General features: G+C 37.9%; 15 protein-coding genes. 11 read left to right on the top strand and 4 right to left on the bottom strand.

Annotated features, from left to right (window positions below):
- Positions 1-77 precede the first annotated feature (77 nt).
- From folP to CRO15_RS18000, 3 genes are read left to right on the top strand one after another with little or no spacing between them, the layout of a single operon-like run.
- Complete coding sequence (gene folP / locus CRO15_RS17990; RefSeq protein WP_097047246.1) at positions 78-911, top strand: dihydropteroate synthase; 834 nt, start codon at positions 78-80, stop codon at positions 909-911.
- 44 nt (positions 912-955) lie between these two features.
- The gene (gene cdaA, locus CRO15_RS17995; RefSeq protein WP_097047247.1) at positions 956-1741 is read left to right on the top strand and encodes a diadenylate cyclase CdaA; all 786 of its coding nucleotides are present in this window, start codon (positions 956-958) and stop codon (positions 1739-1741) included.
- Positions 1742-1775: 34 nt separating this feature from the next.
- On the top strand, positions 1776-2225 hold the full coding sequence (locus tag CRO15_RS18000) for a hypothetical protein (protein WP_097047248.1): 450 nt from the start codon (positions 1776-1778) through the stop codon (positions 2223-2225).
- Positions 2226-2247: 22 nt separating this feature from the next.
- Here CRO15_RS18000 and CRO15_RS18005 read toward each other — a convergent pair whose 3' ends face one another.
- Positions 2248-2448 (bottom strand): hypothetical protein, encoded by a 201-nt coding sequence (locus CRO15_RS18005; protein WP_097047249.1) that lies wholly within the window; start codon positions 2446-2448, stop codon positions 2248-2250.
- 56 nt (positions 2449-2504) lie between these two features.
- On the opposite strand from CRO15_RS18005, the gene CRO15_RS18010 reads away from it, so the two are divergent.
- The 3 genes from CRO15_RS18010 to CRO15_RS18020 all read left to right on the top strand — a co-directional run bounded on the left by CRO15_RS18010 (position 2505) and on the right by CRO15_RS18020 (position 4085).
- Entirely contained in the window at positions 2505-2729 is a 225-nt protein-coding gene (locus CRO15_RS18010) for a helix-turn-helix domain-containing protein (RefSeq protein WP_097047250.1), read from the top strand.
- Between the two features lie 17 nt (positions 2730-2746).
- Positions 2747-3511, top strand: coding sequence for a DUF3667 domain-containing protein (locus tag CRO15_RS18015; protein WP_097047251.1), 765 nt, complete (start codon positions 2747-2749; stop codon positions 3509-3511).
- A gap of 121 nt (positions 3512-3632) precedes the next feature.
- The gene (locus tag CRO15_RS18020; protein WP_097047252.1) at positions 3633-4085 is read left to right on the top strand and encodes a nuclear transport factor 2 family protein; all 453 of its coding nucleotides are present in this window, start codon (positions 3633-3635) and stop codon (positions 4083-4085) included.
- An 11-nt stretch (positions 4086-4096) separates the two neighbouring features.
- Here CRO15_RS18020 and CRO15_RS18025 read toward each other — a convergent pair whose 3' ends face one another.
- Both CRO15_RS18025 and truA read right to left on the bottom strand, forming a co-directional pair.
- Positions 4097-5869 carry an ABC transporter ATP-binding protein gene (locus CRO15_RS18025; protein WP_097047253.1) on the bottom strand — a complete coding sequence of 591 codons (1773 nt, stop codon included), beginning with the start codon at positions 5867-5869 and terminating at the stop codon, positions 4097-4099.
- Positions 5856-6608 carry a tRNA pseudouridine(38-40) synthase TruA gene (truA, locus tag CRO15_RS18030; protein WP_097047254.1) on the bottom strand — a complete coding sequence of 251 codons (753 nt, stop codon included), beginning with the start codon at positions 6606-6608 and terminating at the stop codon, positions 5856-5858. The genes CRO15_RS18025 and truA overlap by 14 nt, the downstream gene beginning before the upstream one ends.
- Before the next feature lie 88 nt (positions 6609-6696).
- Here truA and CRO15_RS18035 point away from each other — a divergent pair, with 88 nt between their 5' ends.
- Together CRO15_RS18035 and CRO15_RS18040 are read left to right on the top strand one after the other, a co-directional pair.
- Complete coding sequence (locus CRO15_RS18035; RefSeq protein ID WP_097047255.1) at positions 6697-7191, top strand: metallophosphoesterase family protein; 495 nt, start codon at positions 6697-6699, stop codon at positions 7189-7191.
- The gene (locus tag CRO15_RS18040) at positions 7192-8145 is read left to right on the top strand and encodes an MBL fold metallo-hydrolase (protein WP_097047256.1); all 954 of its coding nucleotides are present in this window, start codon (positions 7192-7194) and stop codon (positions 8143-8145) included.
- A gap of 133 nt (positions 8146-8278) precedes the next feature.
- Here CRO15_RS18040 and CRO15_RS18045 read toward each other — a convergent pair whose 3' ends face one another.
- A complete protein-coding gene (locus tag CRO15_RS18045) occupies positions 8279-8689 on the bottom strand; it encodes a DUF4293 domain-containing protein (protein WP_097047257.1) in 411 nt (136 codons plus the stop codon).
- Between the two features lie 192 nt (positions 8690-8881).
- On the opposite strand from CRO15_RS18045, the gene rho reads away from it, so the two are divergent.
- From rho to CRO15_RS18060, 3 genes are all read left to right on the top strand, one after another.
- On the top strand, positions 8882-10465 hold the full coding sequence (gene rho, locus CRO15_RS18050) for a transcription termination factor Rho (protein WP_097047258.1): 1584 nt from the start codon (positions 8882-8884) through the stop codon (positions 10463-10465).
- Between the two features lie 143 nt (positions 10466-10608).
- Positions 10609-11271, top strand: a complete 663-nt coding sequence (locus CRO15_RS18055) for a hypothetical protein (protein WP_097047259.1) — start codon at positions 10609-10611, stop codon at positions 11269-11271.
- Positions 11272-11277: 6 nt separating this feature from the next.
- Positions 11278-11967 (top strand): hypothetical protein, encoded by a 690-nt coding sequence (locus CRO15_RS18060; RefSeq protein ID WP_097047260.1) that lies wholly within the window; start codon positions 11278-11280, stop codon positions 11965-11967.
- The last annotated feature ends 70 nt before the right edge of the window (positions 11968-12037 follow it).

Below are 12037 nucleotides of genomic sequence, written 5' to 3' on the forward strand. Positions count from 1 at the left end.
GTAAATTTCGTCCAAACTAAGGTGCTATAAAAACACCTTGCCAAAGATAATCAAACCCAACAAAGCAGCTATTTCTTATGACCATAAACTGCAAAGGAGACCTTATTGACCTCAGTGAACCTAAAATAATGGGTATTTTGAACCTTACTCCGGATTCTTTTTATGATGGAGGAAAGTACAAGGATGAGTCCATTATTTTGAGACAGGTTGAGCAGATGCTTGCGGATGGAGCCACTTTTATTGATATGGGCGCCTACAGTTCAAGGCCAGGAGCTGAACATGTTTCAGAAGATCAAGAGTTACAGCGAATGCTTCCCATATTGGAGTTGATTCTCGACAACTTCCCTGAAACTTTGATTTCCATAGATACCTTTAGAAGCAAGGTAGCTTCGGAAAGTTTGCAAAGGGGAGCGGCACTGATCAATGATATTTCTGCCGGGAATCTGGATTCAAATATGTTTGCCACCATTGCCCAATACCAAGTACCCTATATTATGATGCACTTGAAAGGTACTCCGCAATCCATGCAGAAAAAGGCCGTTTACGATGATCTGATCAAAGATCTTCGATATTATTTCTCAGAAAAGATGAGTGAAACCACAGCACATAAAATCAATGATGTAATTATAGATCCTGGCTTTGGTTTTGCAAAGACCACGGAACAGAATTACACCTTGCTGAACCATCTGGACCTTTTCAGAACTTTTAAAGTTCCGTTGCTGATTGGTTTAAGTCGAAAATCCATGATCTACAAGGTGCTAAAATCATCCCCAAAAGAAGCTTTGAATGGTTCAACGGCACTCCATACCATAACATTGTTGAAGGGCGCCAATATTTTAAGGGTTCACGACGTTAAAGAAGCAAAGGAGTGTGTAATGCTCGTAGAAGCATTAAAAGCCAACGCACTCTAATTTTTGGTTAGGCTATTTTTGCTAATTTTACAAAAACACCGCGGTTGGATTTTCTGAATTTTCTTGAATTTAAAATCACAGATGTCATCGACATTGTGCTTGTGGCCGCTCTACTCTACTACATTTACAAACTTGTAAAAGGTACGGTTGCCATCAATATTTTTATTGGAATTGTGATTGTTTGGGCCCTGTGGAAATTGACCGAGCTGATTCAAATGAAAATGATCAGTAGCATGGTGGGTGGTTTTATGAACATTGGTCTTATTGCATTGATCATTGTGTTCCAACAAGAAATACGAAAGTTCCTGTTGATGATTGGCTCTACCAACTTTGCATCCAAGCGGAGTTTTATCCGGCATTTTAAATTTTTAAGGCAAGAGGCCATGCCCACCAATACCAATATTGAAGCAGTTGTGAATGCCTGTGAAAAAATGGGTTCTACCAAGACAGGAGCCATTATTGTCATGGAGCGCACCAACTCCCTTGACTTTGTTAAGATAACCGGGGATAGCATGAACATTGAGATTACCCAACCTATTTTGGAGAGTATTTTTTTTAAAAATAGCCCACTACATGATGGAGCGGCGATAATACAAGACAACTACATTACGGCAACTCGGGTAATCCTGCCCGTTTCCAACGACCGGAACATTCCTTTACGTTTTGGACTGCGCCACCGTGCCGCTGTGGGCATTACCGAAAAGACCGATGCCATTTGTTTAGTGGTAAGTGAAGAAACCGGATCTATTACCTATATAAAAAACGGTGAGTTTGTTCCCTATAAGGGAATGGAAGAATTGACCAATCTTTTAAAGAAGGATTTGGAGTGATCGCTACTGACTAAAGATGGATAAAAAGTAAAATATGACAATTGAACAAATATTAGCTGCCTTAGGGTTAATTGGGATTGGAAGTGTTATCCCAGCTATTGTTTCATATTTTATCGCATCAAGAAAGAAGAAATCTGATTCAAAACAAGAGCTTAAAGAAAAAAGATATAAAGCGATTTTGCTTTTATGCTATGCATTTGTCAACTACGAAAGAGAACACACTACTCTTATTATAAACCGACCAAATATTACTTCAAAGGAAGAATTGCTGAATGAACTTACCGCAGAATGGGTAAATATGTCTTTATATGCTTCTGATATGGTAATATCAAAAATGAAGAAATTGCTCGAAAAGCAAGGAGAAGAAGAATACAATTCGCTCATTATTGAAATGAGGAAGGATTTATATAGTGTCAAAACAAAATTGACTGCTGATACATTTAAACTTGAAATGACAGAATTAATAAACAAACACAATTCATAGGAGGTTACCTTGAAAGCTTAATTTATTTCGATTCTCTCAAAACAACCACCATATCCCTCAAAGCCGAAACAACACTTTGGATTTCTTTCCGGTTAAACGAATTTTCTTCTACATAAAAGAGCATCTCTATTCCCAAATCCAAAATCTCGGCCAGAGCTTCTTTTGACCCATACCTGTCCTTTATCAATTCCGACAAATAAGTTTCTTCTTTTTTATTAAGCATACGACAGTACGATATATAGGTCTATAAATGTAATCAAAAATTGGGACTTTGGCTCCATGACAAAAATCAGAGATGACAAATTCCTTAAATCCTTGGGTAAAAAAGTCAAGGAGGTTAGAATTCAAAAAAACATCTCCACCTACGATTTGTCTTACGAATCAAACGTCTCTCGAAGTCAAATTAATTCCATCGAAAAAGGAGACATCAACACTACAATCTGCACTATTAAAGCGTTAGCCGATGCAATGGAAGTTGATATCAAAGATTTGTTAGATTTTTAATCAAATTTTCGGCATCCATGAACTGTAAAAACTGTGAAGCAAGCTTACGATCAGACTTTGGATATTGCCCCTCCTGTGGTGCCAAGGTCATCCACAACCGACTGGCATTAAAAAATGTCTTTCAAGACCTCAGTTTTCAGGTATTTAATTGGGACAACACCTTTTTAAAAACTTTGCGCCATCTATTTTCCAAACCAGAAACGGTTATTTTGGAATTCATTTCGGGCACTCGAAAAAAGTATATGAATCCCTTTGGTTTTTTTGCCATTGCCGTGACTCTCTCCGGCCTAATGTATTTTGTACTTAGAAACGTTTATGACATAAGCCTTACCCAGAGTAGTTTTTCTGATGCCGACCCCAAGGACATGAGTTTTATGTTTGACTACCAAGGGTTGATGGCCTATATGATCATGCCTTTATATGCCCTACTTTCTTGGATGTTATTTAGAGGAAAAAGAAAATTTAACTACACGGAGCATCTTGTTGCCAATGCTTACATAATAGGGCAAACATCTTATGCACAGGTTGTACTTTACATATTGGTACTTGGCCTTTTCCCTGTTAAATTCGATATTTTCAACTTTGTCTTTTTACTGGTGATAGTGGCCTATCAGTTTATTGTTTTGGGAAGAATGCACCAGACCAAACTTTGGGGCACTCTTTGGCGGGCTTTTGTCTATTTGTTCTTTTTGATGGTTCTGATGATGGGAATAGGTATTGTTGCAGTAATCATTACCTTAATGACTGGGCAGGTTTCATTGGAAGATTTTGCTCCAAAATAATCGCTTTAGTTTTTCAAGCGTGGACAAAACTCTTGTTTTACTTTCTTGTTCCAAAGGAAATCTTAATTAACATTTTTTTGCTTTTGTCTTGTCATACATTTGGCATCAAAATCAACAAAAAATGAGAAAAACCATCAACTTACCCCTTTGCTTCATATTATTTACCGCTTTATATGCCCAAGCACAGACCCAAAAAGACAGCATGGAAATCAGACAAGTGGCATTGGATTATATTGAATCCCAACACCATGTAAAACCGGAGCAGTTTGAACGTGCTGCCCACCCCAGAATGGTAAAAAGAACCTTCTGGACCGACAAAAGCACCCAAAAAGAATATTTACGGGAAACTTTTACGGATGCTATGATCTTATTGGCCGAGACCTATAATAAGGATGGGGACAAATTTCCCGTGAATCCGAAGAAAGAAGTGGTTATACTTGACATTTACGATAAAACCGCCTCGGTAAAATTAGTCGCCGATGATTGGGTCGATTATATGCACATTATTAAACTAAATGGGAAATGGCAAATTGTAAATGTACTATGGCAGTTTAAAGACTCAAGTATTCACTAATACTTTTATGTTTAGGCAACCTCCTCGGCCAAGAATTGAGCTTCGTACAAATCGTTGTAATACCCGCCTTTTTTAAGTAATTCTTTGTGGGTACCCATTTCAACGATCTGACCAGCATCCATTACAATAATTTTGTCCGCTTTTTTAATCGTCGCCAAGCGGTGTGCAATAATAATAGATGTCCTTCCTTCGGTGATTTTGTCCGTAGCCTGCTGGATCAACTGTTCGGAATAGGTATCTACAGAAGAGGTAGCTTCATCCAGAATCAATATGCTAGGGTTGCTGACATAGGCCCTCAAAAATGCAATCAATTGCCTTTGTCCACTGGAGAGCATACTTCCGCGTTCCTTTACATTGTATTGATATCCGCCAGGTAAGCTCGAAATAAACTCGTGCACCCCAATCTGTTTGGCGGCTGCCTCAATATCTGACAGCGCAACAGATTCATCACGAAGTGATATGTTGTTGGCAATGGAATCCGCAAAAAGGAAAACGTCTTGCAACACAATGGCAATATGGGAACGCAATGACCTTAAAGAGTAGTCCTGAATGTTGTGTTCATCAATCAGAATATCCCCAGACTTAATCTCGTAAAAACGATTCAACAAGTTGATGATAGTAGATTTTCCTGCCCCGGTAGCTCCCACAATGGCCACTGTCTCTCCAGCCTTCACATCAAAAGAAATTCCATGTAACACTTCTTCATTTTCCAAGTACCCGAATCGAACATCAGAGAATTGAATGTTTCCTTTTACATCAGCTTTTTCCAAGGTTCCCTTATCGGCAATTTGACTATCGGTATCCAAAATCTTGAACACCCGGTTTGCAGCCACCATTCCCATTTGCAGGGTATTGAACTTATCCGCAATCTGACGAAGTGGACGGAACAACAAATCCATCAAAAAGAAAAAAGCAAAAATGGAACCTGTATTGTTGAGCGCTACATTTTCAATGTTTTGGATTACCCCAAAATATACCACTAGCCCAATACCAATGGAATATGAGATTTCGGCAATGGGAAAAAAGATGGAGTTGTACCAAACCGTTTTTAACCAAGCATTTTGATGTTTTTCATTGATTTTTCGGAATTTTTCCTTTTCAATTTCTTCACGGTTGAAGAGTTGAACGATCTTCATTCCCGCAATACGCTCTTGCACAAAGGAATTCAAATTGGCTACTTGTGCCCTTACCTCAATAAAGGCAATTTTCATAGCTTGTTGAAATACCCTTGTCGCAACTAGAATTATCGGTAGAATGGCAAATACGATCAAGGCCAATTTCCAATTGATGTAGAGCATTACCGCAGCACCGGAAAGCATTTTCAACAAATCGGCCACAATCACAAAAAATCCCTGACTGAATATTTCACCAATACGTTGCATATCTGCAACTGCTCGGGTTACCAAAACTCCTATGGATGAATTGTCAAAATAGGTCATTTTAAAACCCATCATCTTTTGAAAAAGCCGAACCCGAATATCCTTGATGACCGACTCGCCCAACAAGTTTGCATAATAATTGAAGGAGAGCTGACAAAGTACCTGTCCAAACAATACGCCTAACATGGCCAATACAATGGCCGCCAATTGCGCGCTGTCTTTATTGGAAAGTGCATCATTAATAATGTTCCTGACCAGAACGGGTGTCAAAACCGCAAAACCGGCCGATAAAATAGCTACACCTGCCACCACCCAAAAGGTAATCCTATAGGGTTTAGTATGCGCAAACACTCGTTTGAACAAACCAAAGTCAAATGCTTTTCCTACTTCATCATTTTTGCTCATTAAATATCTTTTTTGGGTAAGAGACCTTTGTCAAATATAATCCTTTTGCAGGGACAGAAACTCCTGCTTTGCCCCTATCCTTACTCTCAATAATTATGTTGATTTCTTCAGGTTGCATCTTTCCTGTACCAACATTCAGCAATGTTCCCACAACAGCCCTAACCATATTGCGTAAAAATCGGTCTGCTGCAATGGTAAACACCAAGCGATCTTCTTTCTGTTCCCACATGGCATGCTTTACATCACAATTAAACGTCCTAACATCGGTATTGGATTTAGAAAAACATTCAAAATCTTTGTGTTCCAATAAAAATTGAGCTGATTTGTTCATCGCATCAATATCGAGTGGAAGTTTTACAAAATGTGCAAAATCGGCATAAAACGGATTCTTTTCTTTAACCACCCAATACTCATAGGTGCGTTCCTCTGCATCAAATCGGGCATGGGCCTCAACTTGAACACTTTGAATGTTTTGCACTGCAATATCTTCAGGGAGAAAGGCATTCAATTTGAATGTGAGTTCTTTTGAATCTTCGATTGTATCAAAATCAAAATGCGCAAACATTTCTTTAGCGTGCACACCAGCATCTGTGCGCCCGGCCCCAACAACATCAATTTTTTTGCGTAGCAGCGTAGACAGGGCTTTCTCCAGTACCTCCTGAACGGTTATTGCGTTGGGTTGGTTTTGCCAGCCGTGGTAGGCTTTCCCGAAATAAGAAAATTGGATGAAATATCTCAATGGATTCCCTTACTTTTAAGTTGTTAAAGATACTTGAATCCCCCTCAATAGAAATCTTACTATATTTTTTTAGCATATTTTTAGCGTTATGACCAAAATTTTGTTGCTTTCCGACACCCATGGACATATGGATGAGTCCATTTTAAAATATGCTGCACAAGCTGATGAAATCTGGCATGCGGGAGATATTGGAACTATTGCAGTGACCGACAAATTGAAAGCATTGAAGCCACTTCGAGCGGTTTATGGCAATATTGATGATCATGTTATTCAAATGGAGTTTCCCGAACATAACCGTTTTTTCTGCGAAGGTGTTGATGTCTGGATTACCCATATTGGAGGCTACCCCAATAAATATAATGTTAGGGTTAGGGACGAAATCAAACGAAATCCCCCAAAATTGTTTATCTGTGGGCACTCCCATATTTTAAAAGTCATGAACGATAAAAAGTTGAATTTGCTTCATATGAATCCCGGTGCCTGTGGAAAACACGGCTTCCACCATATTAGGACCATGCTCCGTTTTGTTATTGATGGGGAAAAGATTTCGGATTTAGAGGTCATTGAAATAGGAAAAAACTAAATGAAACATTGCCTTTTAATCATCTTACTATTTAGCATAGCCTGTAATAACAAGGTTAAGCAGGAAAAAGAGGCATTTTCTGAACCTGATGCCAGTGTTGCTCTATATGTATTGGGCACTGTTCAGGATGCAGGCAGTCCGCATATTGACTGTCAAAAAGAGTGTTGTTCTGTTTTGTTCAAAAATCCTGACCCTGATCGTAAAGTAGTTGCATTGGGTTTGGTAGATCATGAAAATGGGAAATCGTTCCTGTTCGAGGCTACTCCAGATATACCTACTCAATTACGGTTATTAAGGGACTTTTCGGGTAATGAAAACGATATTCCTGATGGGATTTTCTTGACCCATGCACATATTGGCCATTATACCGGATTAATGTACCTGGGGCGCGAAGCCAAAGGAGCAAACCAGGTTCCAGTATATGCAATGCCCAAAATGAAATCGTTTCTGGAAACCAATGGCCCTTGGAATCAATTGGTAACCTTAAATAATATTAATCTTCAACAAATTCAAGATGAAACACCATTGCAACTGACCTCCAATATTACGGTTGTGCCTTTTTCGGTACCTCATCGAGATGAATATTCTGAAACGGTAGGGTATAAAATTATGGGTCCGAACAAGTCTGTTCTTTTTATTCCCGACATAGATAAATGGCACAAATGGAAAAAGAACATTGTTGAAGAAATCAAAAAGGTGGATTTTGCGTTTTTAGATGCTTCATTTTTTGACGAAAAGGAAATCAACAATAGGAATGTTTCCGAAATACCCCATCCCTTTGTTATTGAAAGTATGAAACTTTTTGATGAGCTTTCCGATGAAGAAAAGGCTAAGGTCCATTTCATTCATTTCAATCACACTAATCCCCTTTTGAAGCCAAAAAGCTCTGAATTCAGCTCGGTTCTGATACAAGGTCATAAGGTTGCTAAGTTTCGACAAAAGTTTGCACTTTGAGGTCATGATAAAGATAAAACTGGGAAATAGGCTTAACGAGGAAACACTGATTTAATAAATAAGTTGATCCAATAAAATTAAAAACCCCGGCATTGCCGGGGTTTTTCGCACTAATACTACTAAGATGTTAGGTTTAACGTAAGCGATCAACAGATTTTACAAGATCTTCATCCTTTTTGATGGCTCTGTTGGCCAGAACCAGAAAAACGATAGAAAATACAGGAATCAGCATCCCAATACCCTTCTCAGAAATGGTGTTTTCTCCGGATAAGCTTAGTGATCGATAAACGAAAAATCCTAGTAAAAAAAGGTTCAATATCATATTCAATCTGTTCATAACAAATTGATTTTGTCTGTTTTTGTACATAAAAATTGAAATCAAAGCCAATGCCGCCGAACCATAAAAAACGATACTCATCCATAGCTCGTTTTTGGCAAAAAATTCAGCTCCTTCTCCATCAACCCATAAATTCAGTATAAATGGTAGAATCCCAGCAAACAAGGCCACCATTACAAGAAAAAATGTCTGAATTCGTTGAATCATTGTTCAAATTGCTTTCGGAAGGCAAAAATAAGCGTCTTTTCGGTAAATGAAAGCTTATTGTTGAAAATAATTTGTATACTTGTGTCGTTATTAGCGAAGCACTTACCCAAGGAAATCTTTCCTATCGTAGTACCCCAATAACTTTTTACTTCAATTTATTTCGATAAGACAAGTTTAATTTATTCATATTTAATGTTCGAGATTTCAGATCTAAAAGCTAAAAAGCTTCCTGAATTACAGGAAATTGCAAAAGGACTAAATGTTCCCAAATTTAAGACCCTAAAAAAACTGGATTTGGTCTACCAGATACTGGACGTACAGGCTTCCAATCCAAAAGCAATAAAGGAAAGTCCTGCTGCACCTCAAGAAAAAACTGCTCCAAAGCCCAAGAGAGCAAGAGCACCTCTCCCTAAAAAAGAAAAAAAGGAAACGGTTATTGAAACTACTGAAAAAAAGGTAGAATCTGATACAACCAAAGAGACAAAGGAAGACCCAAAATCTCAACCTCAAAAAAGGGAGCACCACAAACAAAATGGGCATCAAAAAACCCAAAATAACAACAGAAGAAGCAGTCAACACCAAAGAAGCGGTGGACATGAGAAAAAGAGCAGTAATTTTGATAAGGACTTAAAAAACAGGTACAAGGAACCTGAATTTGAGTTTGACAGTATCATTGAAAGTGAAGGCGTACTGGATATTATGCAGGACGGCTACGGTTTTCTACGCTCCTCTGACTACAATTACCTTTCTTCTCCTGACGATATATACGTTTCTCAATCACAAATCAGGTTGTTTGGCCTAAAAACCGGGGACACTGTTCTTGGAAATGTTAGACCTCCTAAAGAAGGTGAAAAATATTTCCCTTTAATTAAGGTTAGCAAAATAAACGGTTTGGACCCCCAGGTTGTTCGTGACAGGGTTTCATTTGAACACCTTACCCCATTATTTCCGAAAGAAAAGTTTAAGTTGGCAGAGAGGCAAAGTACATTATCTACAAGAATAATGGACTTGTTTTCCCCAATTGGCAAAGGGCAGCGTGGAATGATCGTTTCGCAACCTAAGACAGGTAAGACCATGTTACTTAAGGATATTGCAAATGCCATTGCCGCTAATCACCCAGAAGTATATCAAATTATTCTTTTGATTGATGAACGCCCGGAGGAAGTTACCGATATGCAACGTAATGTGCGTGGCGAAGTGGTTGCCTCCACTTTTGATAAAGAGGCTACAGAGCACGTGCGCGTTGCGAATATTGTTCTGGAAAAAGCCAAGCGATTGGTAGAATGCGGCCATGATGTTGTTATTCTTTTAGATTCCATTACACGTTTGGCAAGAGCCTATAATACAGTACAACCGGCTTCCGGTAAAGTATTGAGCGGAGGTGTAGATGCTAATGCATTACACAAACCAAAGCGTTTCTTTGGTGCGGCAAGAAATATTGAAAATGGAGGATCTCTTTCTATCATAGCGACTGCCTTAACTGAAACAGGTTCTAAAATGGACGAAGTTATTTTTGAAGAATTCAAGGGAACAGGTAATATGGAACTACAACTGGATAGAAGAATTTCTAACCGTAGGATTTTCCCAGCCATTGATCTTATTTCTTCCTCCACCAGAAGGGATGATTTGTTATTGGATGAAACCACTATTCAACGTATGTGGATAATGCGTAAGTATTTAGCAGATATGAACCCCGTAGAAGCTATGGAGTTTATGGAACAACGCATTAAGCAAACCAAAAACAACGAGGAGTTCCTGTTAACTATGAATGAGTAGTTTTCTTACATAAAAAGTTCTTAAATTTCACAATTTTTAAACCCTTTGATTAATTTCAAAGGGTTTTTTTATGAATTCATTTTAAAGAAAAAACATATCTTTAATCAGTTTCCTCAAAACCCTATAAACTAAAACACTTACGTATGAAAAACACAAAAAAAGTAACCACCTCTTTTTTGGTAGTTATGTTTCTAATTTTAGGAGCATGCCAACCAAAACCTAAAAAAGACGAACCTCATGAAGAGCCCAGAGAAAAAGTAAAACCACCCGAACAAATCATCTCTTTGGAAGAATCGAAGTCCTTATACGATAACTATACCCGCAACCGTGTAGATTTAATTCAGCAATTTGAGAAAGAACAGCATGAAGATGATAGTTTTAATGTAGCAAGGTTTAGTTCCTTTGATTTTAAAACGGTCAAACAATATATAGCCTTTGTAGAACAAGAAGCTAAGGCAGCCAATGTGGATGTTACTTCACTACGATTTTATTTTGCCAATTACCCAAATAAAGAGAAATTTCCGGATGGAAGAAAAGTAGTTCATCCAAGACAGAATTCCGTTTTTGTTGTACCTACCATGAATGTTGATGGAGAAGATTATGGGTTTTATATTGGGGAAGATGGAAAAGCAAAGCTTATAAAAGATGCTGTTGGTGCAAATGGAATTGGCCATAGCTCTGAAAAAAGCAATAAATCATACGCAAGCTTAATTCCTATCAGCTCAGCACCTACTGCTGTTTATGGCAGGCAAAGTTTAGCTATGGACAAAGGTAGCAGTGGCCCACCTCCCCACACAGATTACTAAAATATTATGACCCAAGAGCTCATAGACCTTTTTAAAGAAAATTATTATATCCCTCTGTATTTGATAACATGGATAGTTGCGGTTGTACGTTACAGAAGCTACTTTGATACTGCGCTAAAGTATTTTCCAATATTTATTATCTATACATTTTTTACGGAGCTCTTGGGTTACTTTGTTAAACATTCAGATGAGTTTCAATTCTTTTCTGATGAAAGATATTCATGGCACAACGTAATCATCTACAATATATACTCAATTGTTACCTTCTCCTTTTTCTATTATGTATACTGGAAGGTTCTAAAAAAAGAAGTTCATAAGAAATGCCTTAAATATGGTATGATTATCAGCTTAACAAGCTACGTTATCAGCGTATTCTTTCAAAACCCTTTTCACAACAGTCTATACTATGCAGATCTAGTAGCATCAATCACTTTAGTAATGGCAGTTGTTCTATATTTTAAAGAGAAAAAGATAGAGGAAAGCGCCTTTTCATTAACACGTAACCTGCTTTTCTGGACAAGTTTGGGACTCCTTGTTTTTTATATCTTTTTCCCATTCATCTTTATTGCCGCCTTTGATGCGCCTGACATTTATTATGAATACAATCTTCATCAATTTTTGTTGATACTCATTGCCGTCATGTATGCGCTATTTATTGTTGGTTTTTTAATAGGGCAAAGAAAAGCCTTCAGGTAAAATCATTCAACCACAACAATTTTAACGGTTTTCACAACTTTACCAAACCGTTCATCGAATAAACATATGA

Source organism: Flagellimonas pacifica, from assembly GCF_900215465.1.
Lineage (GTDB): Bacteria > Bacteroidota > Bacteroidia > Flavobacteriales > Flavobacteriaceae > Flagellimonas > Flagellimonas pacifica.

Coding starts and splice junctions, on each gene's coding strand:
- folP (WP_097047246.1), top strand. CDS start 78: ATGACCATAAACTGCAAAGGAGACCTTATTGACCTCAGTGAACCTAAA.
- CRO15_RS18000 (WP_097047248.1), top strand. CDS start 1,776: ATGACAATTGAACAAATATTAGCTGCCTTAGGGTTAATTGGGATTGGA.
- CRO15_RS18005 (WP_097047249.1), bottom strand. CDS start 2,448: ATGCTTAATAAAAAAGAAGAAACTTATTTGTCGGAATTGATAAAGGAC.
- CRO15_RS18010 (WP_097047250.1), top strand. CDS start 2,505: ATGACAAAAATCAGAGATGACAAATTCCTTAAATCCTTGGGTAAAAAA.
- CRO15_RS18015 (WP_097047251.1), top strand. CDS start 2,747: ATGAACTGTAAAAACTGTGAAGCAAGCTTACGATCAGACTTTGGATAT.
- CRO15_RS18020 (WP_097047252.1), top strand. CDS start 3,633: ATGAGAAAAACCATCAACTTACCCCTTTGCTTCATATTATTTACCGCT.
- CRO15_RS18025 (WP_097047253.1), bottom strand. CDS start 5,869: ATGAGCAAAAATGATGAAGTAGGAAAAGCATTTGACTTTGGTTTGTTC.
- CRO15_RS18035 (WP_097047255.1), top strand. CDS start 6,697: ATGACCAAAATTTTGTTGCTTTCCGACACCCATGGACATATGGATGAG.
- CRO15_RS18040 (WP_097047256.1), top strand. CDS start 7,192: ATGAAACATTGCCTTTTAATCATCTTACTATTTAGCATAGCCTGTAAT.
- CRO15_RS18045 (WP_097047257.1), bottom strand. CDS start 8,689: ATGATTCAACGAATTCAGACATTTTTTCTTGTAATGGTGGCCTTGTTT.
- rho (WP_097047258.1), top strand. CDS start 8,882: ATGTTCGAGATTTCAGATCTAAAAGCTAAAAAGCTTCCTGAATTACAG.
- CRO15_RS18055 (WP_097047259.1), top strand. CDS start 10,609: ATGAAAAACACAAAAAAAGTAACCACCTCTTTTTTGGTAGTTATGTTT.
- CRO15_RS18060 (WP_097047260.1), top strand. CDS start 11,278: ATGACCCAAGAGCTCATAGACCTTTTTAAAGAAAATTATTATATCCCT.